The organism is Pseudomonas sp. NFPP04 (assembly GCF_900113815.1).
GTDB lineage: Bacteria > Pseudomonadota > Gammaproteobacteria > Pseudomonadales > Pseudomonadaceae > Aquipseudomonas > Aquipseudomonas extremorientalis.
Map to the genome: position 1 here is coordinate 79192 of NZ_FOQS01000013.1, position 22023 is coordinate 101214.

The following is a 22023-nucleotide window of genomic DNA, read 5'->3' on the forward strand; positions in this document are numbered from 1 at the left end:
TTTTGATGGTCGTGTGACTTTTTGTGCCGCGATGCTGAAATGATGGCAACTTTTTTCCATGAAACTAGCGGTATCCGCGCTGGACTAACCCTCATTAGCCGCATTGCGCTATAAACTATGTCACACATTTTTTAGTAGTTAGGAGCATCAGCACATGCAACTGGGGATTATCGGACTAGGCCGCATGGGCGGGAATATTGCACGGCGCCTGATGCTCAATGGGCATACCACCGTTGTTTACGACCGTAACGAAACATTTGTAAAAGGCCTGAGCGAAGAGGGCGCCACCGGCGTTTCCGACCTCAAGGCGCTGGTTGACGGGCTGCAAAAGCCGCGCACCGTGTGGGTCATGTTGCCGGCGGGCGCGCCCACCGAAGACACCATCAACGCATTGAGCACGCTGCTCGAAGACGGTGATGCAATCATCGACGGCGGCAACACCAACTACAAGGACGACGTGCGCCGGGCCAAGGCCCTGGCGGAAAAGGGCCTGCACTATGTCGACGTCGGCACCTCCGGCGGCGTGTGGGGTCTGGAGCGTGGCTATTGCATGATGATCGGTGGCGACGCCGAGACCGTGCAGCGCCTTGATCCTATCTTCAAGAGCCTGGCCCCGGGCCTGGGCAATATCCCGCGTACCAAGGATCGTTCCTCCAGCGCCGACCCGCGTGCCGAGCAGGGTTACATTCATGCAGGCCCCGCCGGTTCCGGGCACTTCGTCAAGATGATCCATAACGGCATCGAGTACGGGATGATGCAGGCGTTTGCCGAAGGCTTCGACATTCTCAAGACCAAGAACTCGGAAAACCTGCCCGAAGACCAGCGTTTCGACCTGAACGTCGCCGACATCGCCGAAGTCTGGCGCCGTGGCAGTGTGGTCTCGTCCTGGCTGCTGGACCTGACCGCCGATGCCCTGGCCACCGACCCGAAACTCGACGGCTACTCCGGCTCCGTGGCCGACAGTGGCGAAGGCCGCTGGACCATCGAAGCCGCCATGGAACAAGCCGTGCCGGTGCCAGTATTGTCCACTTCGCTGTTCGCCCGCTTCCGTTCGCGCCAGCAGAGCACTTACGGTGACAAAATGCTCTCTGCCATGCGCTTCGGCTTTGGTGGTCACGTGGAGACTTCCAAAAAATGACCGCCAACGGCAAGAAACCTAAGGCCGAACCCGCTCCGCCCACCACCCTGTTTCTGTTTGGTGCCCATGGTGACCTGGTAAAGCGCCTGCTGATGCCGGCGCTGTACAACCTCAGCCGTGATGGCCTGCTGGGCGATGGCTTGCGCATTGTCGGCGTGGATCACAACGCCATCAGCGATGCCGACTTCGCCAAGAAACTCGAAGACTTCATCCGCACCGAAGCGGCGAGCAAGGTCAAGGGCAATGCCGACAACGCATTGGACCCCGCCTTGTGGGCGCAGTTGGCCAAGGGCATCAGCTACGTCGAGGGCGACTTCCTCGACGACAGCACCTACGCCGACATTGGCCGCAAGATTGCCGACAGCGGTACCGGCAACGCGGTGTTCTACCTGGCCACCGCGCCGCGCTTCTTCAGTGAAGTGGTGCAACGCCTGGGCAGTGCCGGCCTGTTGACGGAAACCGACGACAGCTTCCGTCGCGTGGTCATCGAAAAACCCTTCGGCTCCGACCTGGCCACCGCCGAGGCGCTGAACGCCAGCCTGCTCAAGGTGATGAGCGAGAAGCAGATCTATCGCATCGACCATTACCTGGGCAAGGAAACGGTGCAGAACATCCTGATCAGCCGTTTCTCCAACGTGCTGTTCGAAGCGTTCTGGAACAACCATTACATCGACCACGTGCAAATCACCGCCGCCGAAACCGTCGGCGTTGAAACCCGGGGCAACTTCTTCGAAAAGACCGGTACCCTGCGCGACATGGTGCCCAACCACCTGTTCCAGTTGCTGGCGATGGTGGCCATGGAGCCGCCCGCAGCCTTTGGTGCCGATGCGGTACGCGGTGAAAAGGCCAAGGTGATCGGTGCAGTGCGCCCCTGGTCCCTGGAGGATGCGCGGGCCAACTCGGTACGCGGGCAGTACACCGCCGGCGAAATCGGCGGCAAGCCACTGCCGGGCTACCGTGAAGAAGCCAACGTTGCGCCTGACAGCAGCACCGAGACCTTCGTCGCCCTCAAAGTGATGATCGACAACTGGCGCTGGGTCGGCGTGCCGTTCTACCTGCGTACAGGCAAGCGCATGAGCGTGCGCGACACTGAAATCGTGATCTGCTTCAAGCCGGCCCCGTATGCGCAGTTCCGAGACACCGAGGTGGACGAACTCAAGCCCACCTACCTGAAAATCCAGATCCAGCCGAACGAAGGCATGTGGTTCGACCTGTTGGCGAAGAAGCCCGGGCCAACCCTGGATATGGCCAATATCCAGTTGGGTTTCGCCTACAAGGACTTCTTCGAAATGCAACCGTCGACCGGGTACGAAACCCTGATCTATGACTGCATGACCGGCGACCAGACTTTGTTCCAGCGTGCCGATAACATCGAAAATGGCTGGCGCGCCGTGCAGCCGTTTCTTGATGCTTGGAAGGAAGACGACGGCATCCAGGCCTACAAGGCCGGTGAAGACGGCCCGGCCGCCGCCGACGCGCTCCTGGCCCGCGATGGCCGCACCTGGCACCGCCTCGGATGAGTGATGCAGCGATTCATCCCATCCGTTTTATCCTCAGTGACGTGGACGGCACCTTGCTCCACCCCGACCACAGCCTCAGCCAGCGCACCGTCGACACGGTGCATGCGCTGCGTGACGCCGGGGTGTTTTTCAGCCTGGCCAGTGGGCGTCCGCCCAAGGCCATGCTGCATCTGATCGAAACGCTCGGTATCGATGTGCCTGTGGCAGGCTTCAACGGTGGCACGCTGATCAACCCCGATGGCAGCATCCTGGTTGCCCACCATTTGCCGGCGGAAGCGGCGCTGGTCACCCTGGCGCTGTTTTCCGGCGAGCCGGATGTGGAAGTGTGGGTGTTTGCCGACGGTGACTGGCTGCGCCGCGACCCGCCCGGGCCGATGGTACAGCGCGAAGCCGATGGCCTGGGCTACGGGCCGGTGGTGGTGGAGAGTTTCGAGCCCTACCTGGATCGGATCGACAAGATCGTCGCCGCGAGCAACAACACCTCGTTGCTGGTCGAGCTGGAAGCGCAGTTGCAGCCCAAGGTACAGGGGCTGGCCCAGGTGTCGCGTTCACAACCGGTTTACCTGGATGTGACGGCGATGCTGGCCAACAAGGGCGAAGCCTTGAAGGCCCTGGCCGCACACCTGGGTATACCGCTGGAACAGACCGCGGCGATCGGCGATGGCGGTAACGACCCGGCGATGTTCCAGGTGGCCGGGTTGTCGATTGCCATGGGGCAGGCGGAAGAAACCGTCAAGCGCCAGGCCAGTGTGGTCACCGGTAGTAACCTCGATGAGGGCGCCGCCGAGGCGATCGAGCGGTTTATCCTGGCAGGCTGGGAAGGCACCGACGTCGTGCGATAGACAGATACAGCAATGAGGCGGGGCACTGCGCCGACAATGGAAGCTGACTTAATGCGCCCGCTATGGCAGGGCGCTTCATCAGCAAGGAATGTCCCATGGCCGCCCTGTCTACTCCTCCCTGTCGCGAGCGTTGCGCGGCGCTTGCGCAGAACATCCTCCAACATTTTGCCGAGCCCCCTTCGTTGCGGGATGTTGCGTTGCGCGTGCTGCAACACCACCTGGGCACGCAGTACCCCTGGCTGCCCATCAATCACACCGAGCCGATATTGTTGCGACCGGTGTATCGCTACGACAACGGCAGTTACACCATTGAACGCCATGACGCACAAAACCTGCCGGATGCGCTGATCGAGCGTTGCGCGACGGGTCGGTTCGTCGATTTTGCCCAGGACCATTCCATCGTGCGCGACGTCGAGGGTTTGCCGCTGCCGTTGAACGTCGATATCGGTTATGTCGAGCGAATGCTCAATCAGCAGGGCCCGGTGTTGCTCGAGCGCTATCAGGAAGCGCTGGTGGATTACTGGATGAGCCGGGGAGAGGGCCAGGTCGTTCGCTACATAGGCCTGGCCGACATTCTCAGGAATGCGTTGATGGACGCGGCGACCCATGCAGCCTTGGCCGGGACTGAGTTGGATCTGGTGATGAGTCTGATCAGCCGCTCACAGCAGACTTCGCACCTGGAGCCGGCCAACGGGCAGGCCTACATCGTTGACCAATGGGGCGAAACCGGGGCAATCAACCTTGAGATGCTGCGCGGGCTGGTGCTGGTCAAGCAGCAGGGCGAACGTACGACGGTGTTGCTCTTCACCCTGTCGAAGGGCATTCAACGCTTTGATTCCCTGGCGCAATTGGGCGAATGGCTGGTCAACCTGTTGAGCGCAATAGCGTCCGGCCATTCGATGCAATGGCGTTTGTACCAGCCTGCTGGCAATATCTTCTACAGTTTCAGCCTGACCTTCCTGGCCAAACAACTGGCAGATATCAACGCCGTCCTGTCTTTGGTCCGAACATTTCCCGAACCACAATATGTACTGGAACGTGCAATGGAGGTCATCACCGCTGACTTTGACAGCACTGCCCTCGAATCCCCGCTCTTGGAGCGTCTGCGTAACGCACTGCCGGGATGGTTGATACAGGCACCCAATGACCTGCAATTGCAAATGAGCCGCCATGTCCTGGACCTGGCCAGACAGGTCCGGCAGCCGGACTGGCGAGCCTTTGACGAAGGCGTGCCGTCGTTGCTTGATTACGCGCGCCAGGGGCTGTCGGCGCAATTGGCCAAGGACCACCCCGGCGAACCGGTGCTCGACCCCGACCGCATCAAGGTGATGATCGAACTTGATGAGCGTGACCTGCAAACGCAGCCCGCGCTGTTGTGGCAGTTGCCGCCGTTATACAACCATGGCAGCTGGACCCTGAGCGAGTTTGCATGGTTGCCGTTGACGGCCGTCGATCCTGCACGACTTACGCTCACGGCGGCCCCTGGCGACCCTGATGTATCGCTCACACCCGCTCAAGCGCTGGCCGTGGTCGCGCGGGCTGATGTTCGCGGCGGCTACAATCGGTTGATCCGGGAAAAGTTCAAGGACAACGAGAGTGAGCGGCGCTGGCGCCAGGCCCAGTTCATCCGGCAAGTGCGCCTGCAAATACCCATGCTGGCGCTGGAATACCACCTCAAGTACCCCCAGGCGTTTTCCCGGAAAGCCTACACCAGCGTGGTCGCCGTATTTCAGCCGCGCGCCGCCGCCAAGACCGAGGCGATCGTGCTACGCCCTTTGGCATTCAACGCCCAGGTAGGCGAACAACCCGATACTGTTCGCAACACGTTCATCATCGGCCCGCGCAACCTCAACGCAGGCCCGCAAATACTGTATCGGCCAATGTGTGCAGTGAAATTCATCGAGTTTGCCACGGCCGACGCACTGATGGCGGCCATCGCCAGTCCCGGGCAATTGCAGTACCAAGTGTTGGCCTGGTTGCCGGAGACGGCAAGGTCGCGTTATTTGGTACCGGGCGTGACGGCTCCCAGCCCCGCGGCGTTCGAGGCGGTCGACTTCAATCAGTCGCTGTGGTCGGGCGACGGCATTGTCCTGGCTGACAGGGAGGTCGACGGCGACTATATGGAGGCGCTGTTCAGCAGCAGCGTCGACACGATGTTAAGCCTGACAGAACCGGTAGAGCCGACCGCGCTGGAGGTGTTCTGGGACTGGATCAAGCGCTTTCTCGGCGTAGGCCTGTTTCTGCTCCTGACCTTCTATGGGGGGGCGGTTGGCCGGGCATTGGGGTGGCTGTACCTGGCGTGGTCGGTGGTGCAGGACGTTCGCGTGATTGGCCAGGAGCACGCCGAAGACAAGGCTTCCAGCGTGGCCGACCTGTTGTTGAATATCGGTTTGCTCCTGCTCAGCCGTGGTCGTATTTCCACCAAGGCGGGAGTGCGATCGAAAACTGATGATTTGCTGGACCTGGCCCAGGGCGCGGATCTGGAGCAAAGTATTGAAATGAGCTGGAGCGAGGCAGCGGAACATCCGTCCGAAGGTGGCCAGACCAGTCGCATCCAGACGCCGACGGTTCAATTGCCGACGGTGCAGGGGCCTGAAGAGCTGGTGCGGGGGGCGGGGGACCTGGAGCGGTTATGGAGCGGTCTGTTCCAGCGGCTGTCGGTTATTCGCCTGGCCGAACTGGCGCTGTACAAGGTCAGGCCGCTGCCGTATGCCGAGCGCATCAGCAGCGGTCAGCAACGTGGCTTGTTCCGTGCCGGCGGAGCCGTATACGCAAGTATCGATGGGGACATGTACAAGGTCGAGCAGCACCAGGGGGCCACGCGCGTGGTCAGCGACGACCTGGTGAACCGTTTCGGCCCCCAAGTGGTGGCCGGTGAACACGGGCAATGGTTGTTTTCCCCTGGGCCGGTCGTGCCCCACGACTTCCAGGAAGCCCTCGCGCTGGAGAAACAGCGTCTGGCGCAATTGAAAAGTGCCGAGCAACGACGCAAGGCCCTCGATGATGAATACAACCAATTGGTGCTGAAGTTTGCGGGCCTGGTCTATCCCGCCGACGATACGCTGCAGGTGCTGACCCAGCGCAGTGACGAGCCCGGCACGCTGGCACTGATCGAGGAGGAGTTGGCCAATGCGAGCACCGCGTTTTGGTGTTCCAGCGCGCTGATGGAGGCGCTCACCCGGCGTCGGGAAATGATGTTGATCAGGGAGTTCAGTGCGTTGTACAACCGGTTCGCCGCCGGAGCAGTCAAGGCGCGGCGCAATCAGACATTGTTGCTTGCCAGCAAACGCAAGGTCATGCTCCATGACGATCTTTTCAACGCTGCGTGGTTCGATGCACAGAGTCTGAGCAAACGGGTCCTGGATACTCGAACCTGGGGTGGGATCGCCGCAAGGCTGCCCGATTACGCAGCGCTGGAACTGGAGGCTATCGAGGCTTGCCTGGACGCCGAACGGCGTTTTGAAGACATGAAGCGCTCGGGCAGGATTGGCGACACGGCTGTTGCCGCGCTGGATAACGCGGCCTGGGCCGGTGGTCGCATGTCCTTGAAATGGCAAGAATTACACCTGCGCACCCTGGCGTTGCAGTGTTTCAACGGGCGAGTGAGCACCTTCAGGGATGCGACGATGGACCTGATCGAAGAGCTCACCGCGTTATGCAGCCTGAAGCTGTTGACTTATCGGGAGCTATATACCACCGGCCGTTTTAACCTGGACCATCAACTGCGAGTCGCCAATGACGCACTGGATGGGGTGGTGCTGGCCAACCTGCGCGTGGCTTACCATCTGGCCCCTTTGCCTCCCTATATTGTCCCTCAAGCACTGGGCAACTTTCGAAGCCATGTCAGGCGGCTGCAGCTCAGGCTGGAAGAAGAACTGATCGAGCGCTATCGGCACTACCAGGATGCCAGCCTGGAAGCCATTTCCACAAAAGTTACCAGCATGCCCAAGCGACTGATTGATGACGGCATATTGGGAGCGGTGATCGGCAATCCACGCAGTGTGCTCGAGCAAAGTGTCACCCATGAATATGTGGATGTGCTGGAGCCTTTCGACCATCGCCCTGTCTTTACATTCGAGCGTCCGGGGGTTGAACAGGAGTCCTTGTGGAGAGCAGTGCCGAGGCTTGTAACGCCGCCCGACAACGATGATGCGCTCCAGTCGCTCGCTGACATCGGCAATGAGGCACTGCGCCTGTGGCGCAATGCACAGCGAGAGTACGACCTGCTTTGCGGCCTGGAGACCATCCAGAGGTTGTCGCCCCGCTTGGCGCGCGGCGAATGGTGGAAGTATGCCCAGCGTATGAGGACGCAACGGGAGTTACTCATCAAGGCACTCAACGCGCGACCGGACTCGCCCGGGCATCGGGACCTGCAAGACTTCTTCCGACATACCCCCAGTGCGCTGTATGACGAGATCTTGCGCTACATGGAGGAGGGTTCGGCGATGCGTGACCGTATGATCATGAAGTACTCGCCGACATCGGAAGGGCTGTTGCAACTGTACAAGGCCTGGAAGGTCGACGTAGTGGAAAGGCCATCTTCAGTCGAACTGATCCGCGAGTTCGAAGTGCGCGAAAAGTCCAGCGGCCGCCCGCTGTGGCTGGCCCGTTTCCACTATAGGACACGGGCGGCACGGGATATCGGCTACCACTTCATTCGCGGGTATCTCAAACGCTTTGTCGAGCGCAACATCAGCTATAAGAAGTTGACAGACTATGCGGCGAATAATCGACTGCAACTGATCAATGTCCTGCGCTCGAACATTGATCACGAAGTTGCCGAAACCGTGTTCTTCACCGAAGACGTCAGTTCAACGGTGCGCTGAATTACTTCGGCATGGCCCAGGTTTGCAATTGATAGCCGCTCTTGTCCAACTCGGCACGAGCCTGCAACAGCAAGTTTTCCAACTGAGTTGGATCGGAATAGACGCCGGCATCCAGTTGCTGGCTGCCGATGCGGGTATTGGTGCGGTCGATGACGCTCAGGCTGAGGGCGCCATTGCCGTCATGCCAGGCCACGCACTGAAAGGGTTGGAAAGCACGGTCTGCGATCAAAAGAGCTTCGTTGATGCGGAGCGGGGCGTTCATGTGGGTCGTCTCTCTAAATGCCCATTCAAGTGATTGCCGGCGGTTGGGCTGACCGTGCGGCGGGTTACTTGTACTGATGCACGATGGCGGGGTACGGGTCACATGTTAGAACAACTATTTTCGTATTTTAGTGATTGACGTCATGTAAGCGGCTGTTTTGAAAGCTGAATGAAAGTTTCCCAGGTTCGCAACTTTATTCGTTGAAAACACCGGCCAGTGGCTTTTTGCCCACACTTATAGCGAAATGGTACAAGCCGCGCGTCAAGATCTTGCTAGTGTTAGCCGCAGGCGTCACAAACCGTTGTTTCTAAATAACTTTAACAATTTTGACGCCAAGGAACAGTCATGGGTATGCCTCCCGTTCAACGTCGGTTGCTAGTGGTTGATCCCTGTGATGATTGCCACGACCTGTTGCCTGGATTGCGCGCAGCCGGCTGGGCGGTCGACAGTTGCCCGCTGGAAGGGGTCGGCGAGCGGTCCTGTGATGTCGGCCTGCTGCGCCTGCAACCCTCTCACCTGGAACGCCCTGAAGCGGTCAAGGAGTTGATTGGCCGCAGCGGCACCGAGTGGATTGCCGTGCTCAGCCCGGACGTACTGCGCCTGCAGAACGTCGGTGATTTTGTCTGCGAGTGGTTTTTCGACTTCCATACCTTGCCCTTCGACGTCGCCCGGGTGCAGGTCACCCTGGGCCGTGCCTTTGGCATGGCGCGCTTGCGCGGCAAGGGCCACACCCTGGTGGATGAGCCTGAGCATGAGCTGCTGGGCGACAGCCGGGCGATTCGTGAACTGCGTAAATTACTGTCCAAGCTGGCGCCCACCGAGTCGCCGGTGTTGATCCGTGGCGACAGCGGCACGGGTAAAGAACTGGTGGCCAGGACGTTGCACCGCCAGTCCCAGCGCCATGCCAAGCCCTTTGTCGCGATCAACTGCGGGGCAATCCCGGAACACTTGATCCAGTCCGAATTGTTCGGCCATGAAAAGGGCGCGTTTACCGGCGCCCATCAGCGCAAGGTCGGGCGTATTGAAGCGGCCCACGGCGGCACGCTGTTCCTGGATGAGATCGGTGATTTGCCGATGGAACTGCAAGCCAACCTGCTGCGCTTTCTGCAGGAAAAACAGATCGAGCGCGTCGGTGGCAGCCAGCCCATTCCCGTGGATGTACGGGTGTTGGCCGCGACCCACGTCGACCTGGAGGCCGCAGTTGAAAGGGGCGCTTTTCGCGAAGACTTGTATTACCGGCTCAACGTCCTGCAAGTGGTGACGGCGCCGTTGCGCGAACGCCATGGCGACGTGGCGATGCTGGCCAACCATTTTTCGCGCTTTTACAGCCAGGAGACGGGCCGACGCCCGCGCAGTTTCAGCGAGAGTGCTCTGGTGGCCATGGCCAAGCACGCCTGGCCGGGCAATGTGCGCGAGCTGGCCAACCGCGTGCGCCGTGGCCTGGTGCTGGCCGAAGGACGCCAGATCGAAGCCGCTGATCTGGGATTGCAGGCCGAACAGGCAATTTCCCCGCCGATGGCTACACTGGAAGACTACAAGCACCGCGCCGAACGCCAGGCGCTGTGCGATGTGCTCGACCGGCACAGCGACAACCTGAGTGTCGCCGCCCGTGTGCTGGGGGTTTCCCGGCCAACGTTCTACCGGTTGCTGCACAAACACCAGATCCGCTAGGGCGGGTAAACCGAAAAGCCCCGCAACGACCCTTATCGTTGCGGGGCTTTTCCTTATGTACTGTGGCGAGCGGGCTTGCCGTGGTTAGGGGGGCTTGCTGTGGCGAGCGGGCTTGCCCCGCGTTGGGCTGCGAAGCAGCCCCCCACCCCCGGCTCTCCCTAAAAGTAATACGGAAACTTCAAGCTGAACGTAAAGTCCGGCGCATCATCCGTCATCCCGATCGCCAGGTTCGGCACGATCGTCAGGTTATCCGACGCGGCAATCGTCATGCCCACGTTGAAGTAACCGGCGTTGGCATCGCTGGACACCACCGACTGCCAGTCCCCTCCGTCAGGCTTGAGCTTGCTCTTGCGCTGCACCAGATCGGAGACCGAGAACGACATACTCATCTTCTCGTTCAAGGCAAATGCGACGCCTACACCGAGTTGGAAACTGTCACCCAGGCTGACCTTGCCGCCGACTTTCTGGTTGACGTCGCTGCTGATGTCGTCAAACGACTCCTCGAAGTTATGGGTATAGGAGAACGAGCCAAACAGCACCGCAGGGTCGAAGGTCTTGACCAGCGAGATACCCGGGGTAATCGACCAGACACCATTACCGGTGGGCAGGTTTTCCGGTACATACAGGTTGTCGTTGGCGGTTGACCTGACTAGCTTGATGCCGAACGGTTCTTTGCCCGTTGGCGCCTTGACGCGCAGCGACACTACCGCATCCGGCAGGGTGGGGGTTTCGTCGAGGAACTTGTAGGCCACACCGAAGTTGACGTCGCCAATGGTCGGGTCACGGCTCACCGACTCTTCCGAGGTGGCGTTGGCATTGTTGCCGGCGCCGCCCGACTGGTAGGTCGACTCGCGGTACACCACCGGTACGTTCACATCGAACTGCCAGCGGTTGTCGACGTTGTAGCGCCCCGTCAGGTCCAGGGTCCAGTTATCCGACTTGATCCGGTCCAGATTGATATTGCCCAGGAAGATCGAATCCAGCGCCAGGAAGCCGTTGAGTGTCAGTTGGCGTGCATCGTAGCGCGCATAAGTGATGCCGGTTTCAAAGCTGAATTTGCCATTGCCGAAGAAGCCGCTGGCCTCGTTATAGAGGTTGCTCACGCTTTGCGCAGGCGCCGAATCGTCCTTGAGCGACTGCCCATAGGAACTGCCGCCACCGCCCGCACCGCCGGAGGCCGCCGCCGCTCCCGTGCCTGCCACGGTGGCACCGCTGGCCTTTTGAAAGTCCGCCGGGGATTTGGCCAGGCGTTTGGGCGCGGGGGTCGCCGGCGTGTCCTCGACCTGGCGCACCCGTTGCTCCAACACCGCCAGGGCTTTCTGTTGCACTTCGTACCGCTGCTTGAGCTCCAGAAGTTCCCGCTTGAGGGTTTCGATATCGGCGTCTGGCGCGGCATACAACACGGATGCGGGCAAGAGCGTACTTAAACAGACCACCGCACGTAGCGATAACGATCGATGCATGAAATAAGCCGTCCTTTTCTAATGCGTAAGTGTCGAGGGTCAGCGTAGTTCAATAACCGAGAGTGCGTAGGCCTTTGAGTTGATCCAGATTGCAGTTCAACGCCGGGTTGTTCAATGCGTTATTCATGACCACGTTGAGTTGGGTCATGTTGTTGACGAAGTTGCTGTTTCCAGTCAATACCGTGCCTTGCAGCACCTGGCCGCCACCAATCTGCTGGAGGCTGTTGCCTTGGTTATGATTGGCCTGGATCGCCATCTGCAAGCCGCCATTGTTGGCCGAGACGCTCACGCGACCTGCCGCGCTGTCGCCGGTGACAGTACCGCCGGCCACCAGCACCTGCCCCGATTGCGCGGCATTGGAAGGCGCAAAGCCGTTTTCAGTGACGTTGATCCCGACATTGTTGTAGGCGGTGTTTTTGTCGCCGGCAGCGCGCACGCTCTGGGTCACGCCTGTGCCGGTGCCCAGGCCGGCACCTCCGGTGACGTTACCGGTGCCGGCGTTCGGGTTGGTGCCGTTCCCGGTCGAGCCGGTGGTCTGCACGTAGAACTGCGGTGTAATGGTCGATGAATCGATTTGCATGCTGGCCTTGCCGGTGAGGGTGTCGCCCACGGCATTGGTCCAGGTGCTGCTCATGACAATACCGAAGCTGATGATCCGCCCCGGCATTACATAACGACCGCGCAACTCGGCCATTTCCGAATCCTTGAGTTCGATCGGCTTGAACGCCGATGAAGCATAAGCGGGCATTGAGGCTGCCAGACACAAGACCGTCAGCCAACGGGGAGTGTTCATCTGCTGCTCCTGGAGCGTCCTGCCCCTTATTGCGCTTCTTAGAAGAAGTCGCTCTGGATGAAACCGAAATCCATCAGCTCGGCATCGCCTACGGGCCTGAACTCATTCAGTTGGTTCTTGGCGGTCAGCGGTGTGGGCGGGTCCAGCAAGGCATTGGCCTTGTCGTAGCCTTCACCCAGCACGGCGAACACGATGCCGTTCCAACCCTTGACGAAGTCGTCGCGCGAATAGCGCTTGTGGCCCAGCACCGGGTCGCCGATATAGACCCAGTCCTTGTCGGCGCGCTGCAACACCACAAAGTGCTTGTAGCCACGAATCTCCAGCAGCACCACTACGGGGATTTTCACGGTCACCAGGGTGTCCGGCGAAATCTTGTAGCCCCGGGCTCGCATGCCGATGCTTTCGAGGTAGCGCTTCATGTCCAGCATGGAAAAACCCTGGGTGCGAACCAGGTCCTGGTCGGCATTGACCAGCATGCCTTTGATCACGTGGTCTTCATCGACGTCGAGCCAATAGCCCTGGCGCAGGATGGTGGCGAGTGCCGCGGCACCGCAGCTGAAATCGGTTTTCTGTTCCACCAGGTTGGCGAATTTGCGTTCACGGATGCTCTCGACCTTCTTGTAGATGACTGCACCGCCAGGCATGGCGGAAATCGCCATGGTGCCTGCCCAGGTCGGGCCGGTGAGCAGCATCAGGAGGGAAAGGGTCGCGAGGCGCATGATCGTGTGACCTGCTGGACACTGGAAAAAGAAAGGGGCCTTGTTGCCAAGGCCCCGTTGGATCAGAAGCGCACGCCGCTGCCGCAAACGCTGCAACCTTGGCCTATAGAGAAGCTGTTGCTGCCTTGGTTGCCGGCACCGGATTGCAGGTTCACACCTACGTTGCCGGAGTTGCGGTTAACCGAGTTGTCGAGGCTCGAGTTGTTGGAGACATACTGAGGTTTGCCGCCATAGCCATAGCCGTGGCTGGTAGCCGCCGTGTTGAGGTAGTTGTTGGCGAGCGAGTTTTGCTCGGTGTTGGCGGCCGCTGCGATGTTTTTGCCATCAGCGGTGGTGATTACCAGGTTGTTTTTAGCCTGGTTGCCTTGACCGGCTTGGCCGTTGTAACCCACGTTGCCGGAGTTACCGTTGATGCCGTTATCCACGGAGGCGTTGTTTTGGGTGCCTTTGTTGACGAAGTTGTTCAGCGCGCTGTTTTGGTTGACATCGACTACCGCGAAAACAGTAGCAAAGTCGCCCTTGGCGTTGGAGACCCCGCCAGAGTTGTCAGCCAGGTTGCCGCTGCCGGATTGAACGTTAACGCCGACGTTACCGCTGTTGCCGTTCACTGAGTTGTCGTTAGACGCGTTATTTTCGGTCTTGGTGTCATCGAACTTGTTGCCGATGCTGTTTTGTACGTCCGTAACCACGGAGGCAACCACACCGGTAGGTTGAGGCGCTGGATGCCAGCCACCACCTGCTTGAGCTGCAGCAGCCATGAGTGCAGCGAGCGCGAAAACCATTGGTTTCAGAGCCATTTGAGGTTTCATGGTGTTTCTCCTTGCTTCTGATTAGTTGGTTAAGTGTTGGTACGGTCTAGCTAGTGCTACCAAGCCGTTACTTGATAGTGATGCCCAGGGTGTTAGCCACTCGGTTCCCCACCCCGGCACTCTGGTTCACCTGTATCACTCCTCGGCTGCCGGTGAAGGCCTGGTCGCTTGTCACGACCTGGCGGCTGCCAGTGGTGGGTGTGAGCCCTGAGTCGGTTGCCAGCGTCGTCGTGTTCTGTTGCAACAGGACGCTGTCGTCGATGGCTTGCGGGCCAGAATTGACGCTGATCCGCACGGCATTGACTGATTGGTTATTGGCCCCGGCGGACTGGTTGACGCCCAACATGCCGTTGCCATTGGTAAAAGAAGTGCCCTCGATCGCCGCCTTGGCGTTCAGGGAAGGGTCGACCTTGCCGTCTATCCTCTGGGTATTGCCGGTGGTGGCCTGGCCGCCCAGCGTGACGGCGCGGTTGTTTGCCGTTTGCTGCTGGTTGCCCGCCGCCTGGTTGATCATCAGGTTGCCGGTGTAGTCCTTGCCGCTGTTGTTGATCACGGCGGTGTTGTCGGCCATGGCCACGGCGCTGCCCAGCAGGGCCAGAATGAACAGGGCGCGTTTCATGGTTTGCCACCCAGCATGCCGCCCAGGTTGTTCAAGGGCGCCATGCCGCGCTGAATCGAATCGCTGATCTGCCCGCCCATGCTGCCGCTGCCGCCCGAGCGGCTGGCTGCTGCGCCGGCACCCAGCGTGGACATACCGTTTTGCGTGGCACTCAAGCCGGTGAGGTTGCTGTTGGGCTGGAGGGCGCGGGTAATGCCCAGGCCGCTGCTGACGCTACCGAAGTCACGGTCGCTCAGCTCGCCCGACAGGGCGCTGTTGATTTCTCGGCTGGGATTGGCGTTGGCGGTCTGGGGATAAGGGTCAGGACCAAAGGAGGAACGGCCATACATGTGGCCCTGTACGTTGCGGCCCGTCACGATCACGCCGTCACCTGCCAGGGCTGGAAGACTGATACTGGCGCTGAGTACACAGCTGGCCAGCAGTACGTTCATCGAACCTTGAGTGAATGTGATCACGGCGGCATTCCTTATTCTTAACGCTGACCCTAAACAGCGTTGTCAGGGAAAGAGCAGAAGCCGTGCCGCTTTTGATTTATTACGGTTTTTCAAAGGCTTGCAATAACTGCAAGGCAAAATGATAGCCGTGCTGTATCAGCCGTGAGACAACCGCCCTGAAAGCCCCGGCTATCCAGCCACTGCACAACCGCTTCACCCCGTTGTATCAGCGCTGTAACACCGAACATGACGAAACGCTGAATCCGCTGCGCACGGGCGATCCAGGGACGGTGTGTGTAAAAAAAATGGACAGTGCGGGCGCAAGGATGCCTAAAGCACGACGCAACAGACTCAGCCTTTGGGGGCTTTACGCGGAATGGAATTGAGGACGGGATTGCCGTCCTGGTTCTGGGTCAGGTAGACCGGCAGAACCTTGGGCAGGGAGGGCACGAGGTTGCTGACCTCGTTGATGTTGTAGATACCGCCGATGCGAATCGTGCCGGTGTTGGCGTCGGCCAACATCACCGGTTTGCTGAGATAACGGTTGATCAGCGGCAATGCATCGGCCAGGGCCAGGTTGTCGAGGATCAGCTTGCCCTGGCGCCACGCCAGGGCCGAGTCATTGGGGCTGATTGCACGCACGCTCGGTGTGGCATCGCCCTGTTGATAGCTGGCCTGCATACCGGGGGTGAGGGGGACGCTGCCGTGCACCTGGTCGCTGCTGACCTGCACCGAGCCTTCCAGTAGCATCACCCGCACCTGGTCTTCATATTTCCAGACGTTGAACTGAGTGCCCGTGACGCGCACCTGGCCTGTGCCGGCGTGCACGATGAAAGGATGGGTACTGTCATGGCTGACCTTGAAAAACGCTTCGCCCTTGTTCAGCGTGACGCGGCGCTGGTCCTTGTAGTTGCTGTAGACCAGTTCGCTGCCCAGGTTGAGTTCCACCTGGCTGCCGTCGCCCAGGGTGACCTGGCGCAAGCCGTTGGCAGCCTCGAAGCGTTCATAGGAACTCGGCAGCCAGCCCGCTTCCCAGCCAGTGAAGGCGGCGAGGGGCAGGGCGGCCAGGCAGATGGCCGCTGCCACGGCATAGGTGCGCACCCGGCTGCGGGGTTTGGAGGGCACCGTTACCGGCGGGATGTCGCTGCGCGGCAGGTGGTCGGCGACGTCCCAGATCTCCAGCATCGCGGCGTATTCAAAGGCGTGCAGGGGGTGCGAATCATGCCATTGGGCAAAGGCCTGACGTTCGCCGGGCGTGCAATCGCTTGCATGCAGGCGCATGCACCAATGCGCGGCGGCGTCGGTGATGGCGTCATATTCGGCTTCTGAAAGGGACTTTTCGCTCATTTACTCATCCTGATTTCCCACATTCTAACCTCCCAAGGTGGACGGCGAGAACAGCCGTCATGGCGATTGCACATCAATTGGAACTTATTCTCGTTTGTTGCTACCTAAAAAAATATTCAGGACATTCCCACAATGGAGTACGACGATGCTGAAGAGAACCTTAGTCACCCTGTGTGCAACCACCGCCTTGCTCAGTGCAGGCGCTGCCCTGGCGGACAAGCCGGGCGCAGGCTGGATTACCATTGAAAAAGCCATCGAAGTGGCCAAGACCAAGGCCGGCTACGTCGAGGTCTATTCGGCAGAAGCCGACAACGACGGCTATTGGGAAGTCAAAGGCCGCAAGTCCGATGGCACCGTGTATGAAGCCCGTATCGACGGCGCATCAGGCAACGTTCTGCGTGACCAGAAAGACTGATACATCCTCCAGGGGCCTGTTCAGGCCCCTGGCTCCAAGCGCCTTCCCAGATGTGTAATCAGAAAGGTCACCGAGTCGGCATTGGCCAGGATGATGTCCATCCGAAGGTCCGCATTGCTCATGAATGTCTGCCGCGCCTCATCCAATGTCCTAGCGCCCGTGAGGTGCAGTACCCTGTCGCGCAGTTTGGTGGAGCCGGTCTTGCCGAAGTCTTCCCAGCGTTGTTCTAGTGCATCCCAGCTCTTGAACAGCATCGTTGCCGGCGTGAGCGCGGAGAGGGCAGTGCTTTGCAAAGTGGACAGGCTCGTGTGCTTGCGCAAGCCCTCGGCCGTACCGCGATGGATCAGGTCCACGAACGGGCGGATGGTGTCCATGTAGGCAATGTCTTCGGTGTTCGACGCCAAGTGACTGATCTCATGGATAAGGGTAGCAGCCCGTGCATGATCCTCGAGATCGAACGGTGCAGTGAGGTGCTCGCGGTATTGATCCATGCCGGTATTGAAAAAGCGATCCAGCAGATAGATCTTCCGCTCTGCATCCTCAGGAATCACAAAAGCGATTTCGTCGTCGATGGGCCAGCGTGAAGTGCCGGTGACAAATCGATTGGAGTCCAGGGTGAGTAGATCCTGCCGGGTCATCTCCTCCATGACTTCCATGACCCGGTTGCGGATTTTCTCCACTTGCCCGGGGTTGAAATTCAGCAGGCCGAACATCTCGCTCAAGAAGCGACCGACAGTGGATTCGGTAAGGCGCTGCAGTGCAAACTCCGCAAGGTTGCGCTGGCAGGTATTGGTGTAATACAGCGCAACGTTGAGTGCGCGGTCGATAGACAGCCCTTTGTCACGATCAAGCCCGCGAATGGCCGGCATGCCGACAGCCTCGATATTGATGGCGTCGCGTTCTGATAGATGGGTGCTGACCCGGTCCCTGATACGGGACACGGTTGGCCCGAAGCGCGGCTCGCGCATGGACAGATCGAACACCCACTGACCCTGTGCGTTGCGTTCGACAAAGGGCCCCAGTTCCCGAGCAAGGCTGACTCGCCATTGTGTGCCGCTGCGGGCGACCGGGTAGACTCGGCCGGCCACGGGCACATAGGTGCGGCTGTTGATCGGCTGGGTGTACACGTGGTTCTGGCGGTCGAGTGACAAATCGGTCAATGCCACCGTGACGTCTTCGAACCGCCGTAACCGAGTGCGCAATGGGTCTGTGATGTCCAGGGTTTCTACGGTGGTGGCAGGCACCGGGCCTTCCCAGGTCGTGGGTGGCTGCGTGTCAGTCTCAGCCGCGGTCACACCGTCGAGCTCTTTGCGCAGCGACGCCATTGAAGCCACGCCTTGGACAAACAGGCGCAGACCGGCGCCAAAGTGCTGCTCTTGCAAATTCTCGGCGGAGGCTTCAAACAGCCTGAAGCTACGCCAGACCACCAGCGGAAACTTGAGTTTGCCCGCAATGAATTGCAGTGCCATGGGAATGCCTTTACGCACAAGGCTGGTTACGCCCTCCCACAGATGCTTGCCCTCTTTGGTGAATTGGTTGGAAAGCATGTTGATCAACTGGAGGGCATTGTCATGAAACAGCAGTCGCAGCAGGTTGCCTCTGATCGGATTCGAAGCCAGGCTGATGTTTTCTTTTTCTTTTTCTTTTTCCTGCGAGGTCGACGCTTCGAACAGATTGCGCCATGTTGCCTGTTCGGGATCCCCCAACTGGCTGATGATCCAGGCCTGAAGTGGGCCTGGGCGGCTGATGTCATCCAGCAATTTTTCTTCGTCGCCGTATTCCTTCAAAACGCTCAACGGGGCATAGGGTGCATAGAGCACCAATGGCCCGCTTGTTCCGGCCCTCGCGCCTAACACATAAACGCCAGGCACCCTGGCCGGAGTCGCCCCGCGGGTGGCAATCAGTTCCAGCGGACGGATCATTGCGGTGGCGCCGCTGACAGCTTCCCGGGCAACGGCATCTGGCATATCGAAAATCTGTTGGATAAAACCCCACGCCGTCGTGCTCAGGCGTTCCGCCAGCTTTTCCTCGTGGGCATGCAGCAGTACTTGCCACGGAAGCTGCTGACAGAATAGCTCGCGGCGTTTGCGCGCATCCTCGGTGTCAGCTGTCAGGTGGGTGGTCAACAGGTCGCGGTAGATTTTCCCGATGTCCAATTGGCGTACCAATTGGACGATCGCTTCGCCATTCAATGCGGCGGGCAAGGGTGTTGTGCCGCGTGCGTGCGGTGTGAGGTTATCGGGCTGCAGGTCGGGCAAATGGCGCAGGGCAAACTCAGTCAGGCTTTGGGTGTGCCCATTGAGTGCCAAGCGTGCCGGGATCAGAATGTCGTCCGGGGACAATGCCTGGTGTGGGAAGCGCGCGTTGAGCAGGGCGGTCAATGTTTCAGCGACCTGTTCCTCCAGAAGCGGCAGGCTATGAAGGTAATCTTGGTTATCCGGGGCGCTGAGACGATATTGCTCGAGCAGTTCGGCATGCAGCAACTGATCCTTTGGCGACGCCATGCCCAGCCAGGCAGGCAGGCCTTGCTGTTGGATCATGGCATTGGCAATGGCTTTCGCCCTGCCGATATTTGACGGTGCCACACGGCCCATCTCGGCATCCAGGCAGTCCTGCAACTGGATCGGTTCCAGAGGCATGGCGAGCCAGTAGTCGAGGGTATCCAGATGATGCACCAGGTGGCTCTTTTGGCGGTTGAGTAAAAAATGCTCGTCGATACGCTGCAATGGGCCCAGTCGGTATCGCTGGTGCGGGGAGCGCAGGCTGATGGGCAAGTTCTGCAGCAGGGCGGTGCGTCGGCCAGGGTGTTCCAGGCGCTGTTGAAGCCGGTTGCGCAGGCTGGTCAGCGAGTCGAAGGCTTCATGGCCGCGCTGCGGCGTCCACAGCACGACTGCACCGGAGAGGCGCGGGTCCAGTCCGCCCCGTTCCGTCAGCACAAAACAGTTGGCCAGGGGGTGAACCGGCTTGTCACCGTTGATGCTGACCGTGACCTCGAAAACATCCGGCAAGAAACCGTGCAATCCATGGCGTTTATCGCGGGTCATGCTGTCGCGACGCAAGACCGTATCCAGCATCGCGTAAGGGGTTTGGCCCAAGGTGTTGTTGAGCCGCCGTAGCTCTGCCTCACTGCGCAGGCCGTGGAGGAGGCTTGCGATCATTTGATCACCATGGTTTTTCATGAATCGCCCGGGCAACGAACGTACGTCGCGTTTGACGAAGTAGGCGGTGGTCTGCGTGATCACTGCATTGAAAATATGGCTGTTGAGGTTGTTCAAGCTCAAGGCTGCGCCGTCGCGCCGCGCGCCGTAAAAACCGATGCGCGGTGAGCTGCCTATATCCGCGGCGGCGTTGGCCAGGCGCTTGATGAAGTGCTCGACCATGTTGACCGATGACTGCGGCAGTCGCTCTTCCCTGTCCTGCGCCTCGCTGGGGTAGGTATTGACGTAGACGTCGCTGGCATCCAGGCCCAGATGGCGCTTATTCATTTCCTCATTGAGGGCTTTGGTGGCCAGGCTACGCACCGTCGGGTGAGTGGCCCGTGCGGCCAGCAAGGCGTTTTCATCGGTCTGCAGTGCTTGGAGTTGCAGTTTGGCGCGTTCTGCCTGCACGGTGGATGGCCGGCCGTTTCCGCTGCTGACGGGGTGCATGCTCCAGCGTCCGCTGGCGTCGAGGTCCAGCAGGCGGCTGTCGAGCATCTGGCGGATGTCCAGGGAGCAATCGAGCAAAGCAGCCAGGTCCACGGTGCCCTCGCTGCGGCGGAATTGCGTCAGTGCATGCTCCAGGTTGCTCAGTTGCTTGTCTTGAATGTCTGTGAGCATCCCACCGAACACACTGCCCTGTGTCGCCCGCCCGCTAACCTGTACGCCACGCATGGCGAGGTAAATGCTGCGCTCCTCCAGGGAGAGGAAGTTCAACAATTCGTCTTGATGCCCGGCGGCCTTGAGCATGCTCAACAGCGTGTCGTTCAGGTCGTCGACATCCTTGAGCACCTGCAGCCCGCGTGATTGGGTGTACAGGTAGGCGTGCTCGTCACTGATCAACAATGTGGCGGCAAGCTCCACGTGATGTTGATAGGGCGCATGGATGCTGATTTTTTCGATGCGCAAGCCTTTTTGCCACGCGTTGCGCTCAGCCTCGTCGGGGAGGAAGACGGCGAGCAGGCGGTAGGCGTTGTCTGAGGACAAAATGTCGCTTTGTGACTGGCGCTTGAGCAGCATGTCCAGGCGGAACTTGTCGCTCATGATTTGAGTAAACAAATCCAGGCGTGACATGTTCTGGCTGATGGGGGCATTCCACCAGGTTTGCAGCAGGGCGCTCAGCAGCTTGGAGAAGATTGCGCTGGCTTGCTGAACCAGGCTTTCCCAGCGTTGCAGGTCTTGTTGATGCTGGGCCGCGCTGAACCGGCTGGTGTCATGCCTGGGGTTGACGAAAGTGCGTGTGCGCTGCGCCGGCCAATCGTGCCTGGCGTAGTACTGCAGCAAGGTTTCAGCCAGGGTGGCCGAAGCCACCCAGTGGGAAGTGCTCCCGGGAATGTCCGGGGTTGATGAGACGAAACTGTTGACCCGCGTGTCTTTGAGCTTGAGCCCTTGAAAGTGTGGGCTCGCTGCCCCGACAAGGTCGAGGACCGCTTCCAGCAGGTCGGGCAGCGTCGGCAGGGTTTGCAGTTCTTTCAACGCCCACTGCAGATCCTGGGTCTGGTTGGCGCGCAGGGTGTTTTGCTGGTCTTCGAATACCGCGTGTTCAACCGTGGCGGTGCTGAGCGTGAAGGGGCTGCCGGGGTTGAACTGGTTGCGCCATTCAATAGGTACAAACCTGATTAAATCAAGGTATGAGGTTGGGTCTTTGAGTCGCCGGGTTATCTCATCCAGGCAGTCCTTGCGCTGATTGAATACCTCGATACCGGCATAGGGGGTGTAGAGCGCAGTCTTTTTCTCTTCGGGGCTCGAACTCATCATGAACGCACCGGCGAGCGCGACTGCACGCTTGCCGCGCCTTTTCAACATCAGGGTTTCTACGGTCATCGGCGCGTCACGATTATAGCGCCCGACATGGGTGGCGCCGTACACCGTACTCAGCCAATTGACATCCTTGAGTGTCAAACCCAGCGCCCGCTCTCGGTCGGTTGGGTGTTTTCTCGAAACCGGACGCAGGTACTCATCAAAAAA

At 59.7% G+C, this 22023-nt stretch carries 15 protein-coding genes; 6 read left to right on the top strand and 9 right to left on the bottom strand.

What is annotated here, in order from left to right; genetic code table 11:
* Positions 1-154 precede the first annotated feature (154 nt).
* The 4 genes from gnd (at position 155) to BM017_RS23615 (ending at position 8326) form a co-directional block, all read left to right on the top strand.
* Complete coding sequence (gnd, locus tag BM017_RS23600; RefSeq protein WP_071490650.1) at positions 155-1138, top strand: phosphogluconate dehydrogenase (NAD(+)-dependent, decarboxylating); 984 nt, start codon at positions 155-157, stop codon at positions 1136-1138.
* On the top strand, positions 1135-2658 hold the full coding sequence (gene zwf, locus BM017_RS23605; protein ID WP_071490649.1) for a glucose-6-phosphate dehydrogenase: 1524 nt from the start codon (positions 1135-1137) through the stop codon (positions 2656-2658). The genes gnd and zwf overlap by 4 nt, the downstream gene beginning before the upstream one ends.
* A complete protein-coding gene (locus BM017_RS23610; protein ID WP_092248954.1) occupies positions 2655-3500 on the top strand; it encodes an HAD family hydrolase in 846 nt (281 codons plus the stop codon). Before zwf ends, BM017_RS23610 begins: the two co-directional genes overlap by 4 nt.
* A 95-nt stretch (positions 3501-3595) precedes the next feature.
* A complete protein-coding gene (locus BM017_RS23615) occupies positions 3596-8326 on the top strand; it encodes a dermonecrotic toxin domain-containing protein (RefSeq protein ID WP_092248956.1) in 4731 nt (1576 codons plus the stop codon).
* A gap of 1 nt (position 8327) precedes the next feature.
* On the opposite strand, the gene BM017_RS23620 is transcribed toward BM017_RS23615, so the two are convergent.
* A complete protein-coding gene (locus BM017_RS23620) occupies positions 8328-8588 on the bottom strand; it encodes a hypothetical protein (protein ID WP_071490646.1) in 261 nt (86 codons plus the stop codon).
* A 345-nt stretch (positions 8589-8933) separates the two neighbouring features.
* Between BM017_RS23620 and BM017_RS23625 the strand changes: the two genes are divergently transcribed.
* Positions 8934-10259 (top strand): sigma-54 dependent transcriptional regulator, encoded by a 1326-nt coding sequence (locus BM017_RS23625; protein WP_092248959.1) that lies wholly within the window; start codon positions 8934-8936, stop codon positions 10257-10259.
* Between the two features lie 158 nt (positions 10260-10417).
* Here BM017_RS23625 and BM017_RS23630 read toward each other — a convergent pair whose 3' ends face one another.
* The 7 genes from BM017_RS23630 to BM017_RS23660 form a co-directional block, all read right to left on the bottom strand.
* On the bottom strand, positions 10418-11722 hold the full coding sequence (locus BM017_RS23630; RefSeq protein WP_092248962.1) for a hypothetical protein: 1305 nt from the start codon (positions 11720-11722) through the stop codon (positions 10418-10420).
* A 49-nt stretch (positions 11723-11771) separates the two neighbouring features.
* Positions 11772-12515 carry a hypothetical protein gene (locus BM017_RS23635; protein ID WP_092248965.1) on the bottom strand — a complete coding sequence of 248 codons (744 nt, stop codon included), beginning with the start codon at positions 12513-12515 and terminating at the stop codon, positions 11772-11774.
* A 38-nt stretch (positions 12516-12553) separates the two neighbouring features.
* A complete protein-coding gene (locus tag BM017_RS23640; protein ID WP_071490642.1) occupies positions 12554-13234 on the bottom strand; it encodes a C39 family peptidase in 681 nt (226 codons plus the stop codon).
* 62 nt (positions 13235-13296) lie between these two features.
* Positions 13297-14043 carry a hypothetical protein gene (locus BM017_RS23645; protein ID WP_092248968.1) on the bottom strand — a complete coding sequence of 249 codons (747 nt, stop codon included), beginning with the start codon at positions 14041-14043 and terminating at the stop codon, positions 13297-13299.
* A gap of 67 nt (positions 14044-14110) precedes the next feature.
* Positions 14111-14662 carry an adhesin gene (locus tag BM017_RS23650; RefSeq protein ID WP_092248971.1) on the bottom strand — a complete coding sequence of 184 codons (552 nt, stop codon included), beginning with the start codon at positions 14660-14662 and terminating at the stop codon, positions 14111-14113.
* The gene (locus BM017_RS23655) at positions 14659-15093 is read right to left on the bottom strand and encodes a hypothetical protein (protein WP_092248973.1); all 435 of its coding nucleotides are present in this window, start codon (positions 15091-15093) and stop codon (positions 14659-14661) included. Before BM017_RS23655 ends, BM017_RS23650 begins: the two co-directional genes overlap by 4 nt.
* Before the next feature lie 354 nt (positions 15094-15447).
* A complete protein-coding gene (locus BM017_RS23660; RefSeq protein ID WP_092248976.1) occupies positions 15448-16443 on the bottom strand; it encodes a FecR family protein in 996 nt (331 codons plus the stop codon).
* 145 nt (positions 16444-16588) lie between these two features.
* On the opposite strand from BM017_RS23660, the gene BM017_RS23665 reads away from it, so the two are divergent.
* Positions 16589-16858 carry a PepSY domain-containing protein gene (locus BM017_RS23665; protein ID WP_092248979.1) on the top strand — a complete coding sequence of 90 codons (270 nt, stop codon included), beginning with the start codon at positions 16589-16591 and terminating at the stop codon, positions 16856-16858.
* A 20-nt stretch (positions 16859-16878) separates the two neighbouring features.
* Here BM017_RS23665 and BM017_RS23670 read toward each other — a convergent pair whose 3' ends face one another.
* Positions 16879-21957 carry a dermonecrotic toxin domain-containing protein gene (locus tag BM017_RS23670; protein ID WP_371914602.1) on the bottom strand — a complete coding sequence of 1693 codons (5079 nt, stop codon included), beginning with the start codon at positions 21955-21957 and terminating at the stop codon, positions 16879-16881.
* Positions 21958-22023: the final 66 nt, after the last annotated feature.

What these genes read in the sequence shown, in the direction of transcription:
- gnd (WP_071490650.1), top strand. Translation starts at nt 155, where the DNA reads ATGCAACTGGGGATTATCGGACTAGGCCGCATGGGCGGGAATATTGCA.
- zwf (WP_071490649.1), top strand. Translation starts at nt 1,135, where the DNA reads ATGACCGCCAACGGCAAGAAACCTAAGGCCGAACCCGCTCCGCCCACC.
- BM017_RS23610 (WP_092248954.1), top strand. Translation starts at nt 2,655, where the DNA reads ATGAGTGATGCAGCGATTCATCCCATCCGTTTTATCCTCAGTGACGTG.
- BM017_RS23615 (WP_092248956.1), top strand. Translation starts at nt 3,596, where the DNA reads ATGGCCGCCCTGTCTACTCCTCCCTGTCGCGAGCGTTGCGCGGCGCTT.
- BM017_RS23620 (WP_071490646.1), bottom strand. Translation starts at nt 8,588, where the DNA reads ATGAACGCCCCGCTCCGCATCAACGAAGCTCTTTTGATCGCAGACCGT.
- BM017_RS23625 (WP_092248959.1), top strand. Translation starts at nt 8,934, where the DNA reads ATGGGTATGCCTCCCGTTCAACGTCGGTTGCTAGTGGTTGATCCCTGT.
- BM017_RS23630 (WP_092248962.1), bottom strand. Translation starts at nt 11,722, where the DNA reads ATGCATCGATCGTTATCGCTACGTGCGGTGGTCTGTTTAAGTACGCTC.
- BM017_RS23635 (WP_092248965.1), bottom strand. Translation starts at nt 12,515, where the DNA reads ATGAACACTCCCCGTTGGCTGACGGTCTTGTGTCTGGCAGCCTCAATG.
- BM017_RS23640 (WP_071490642.1), bottom strand. Translation starts at nt 13,234, where the DNA reads ATGCGCCTCGCGACCCTTTCCCTCCTGATGCTGCTCACCGGCCCGACC.
- BM017_RS23645 (WP_092248968.1), bottom strand. Translation starts at nt 14,043, where the DNA reads ATGAAACCTCAAATGGCTCTGAAACCAATGGTTTTCGCGCTCGCTGCA.
- BM017_RS23650 (WP_092248971.1), bottom strand. Translation starts at nt 14,662, where the DNA reads ATGAAACGCGCCCTGTTCATTCTGGCCCTGCTGGGCAGCGCCGTGGCC.
- BM017_RS23655 (WP_092248973.1), bottom strand. Translation starts at nt 15,093, where the DNA reads ATGAACGTACTGCTGGCCAGCTGTGTACTCAGCGCCAGTATCAGTCTT.
- BM017_RS23660 (WP_092248976.1), bottom strand. Translation starts at nt 16,443, where the DNA reads ATGAGCGAAAAGTCCCTTTCAGAAGCCGAATATGACGCCATCACCGAC.
- BM017_RS23665 (WP_092248979.1), top strand. Translation starts at nt 16,589, where the DNA reads ATGCTGAAGAGAACCTTAGTCACCCTGTGTGCAACCACCGCCTTGCTC.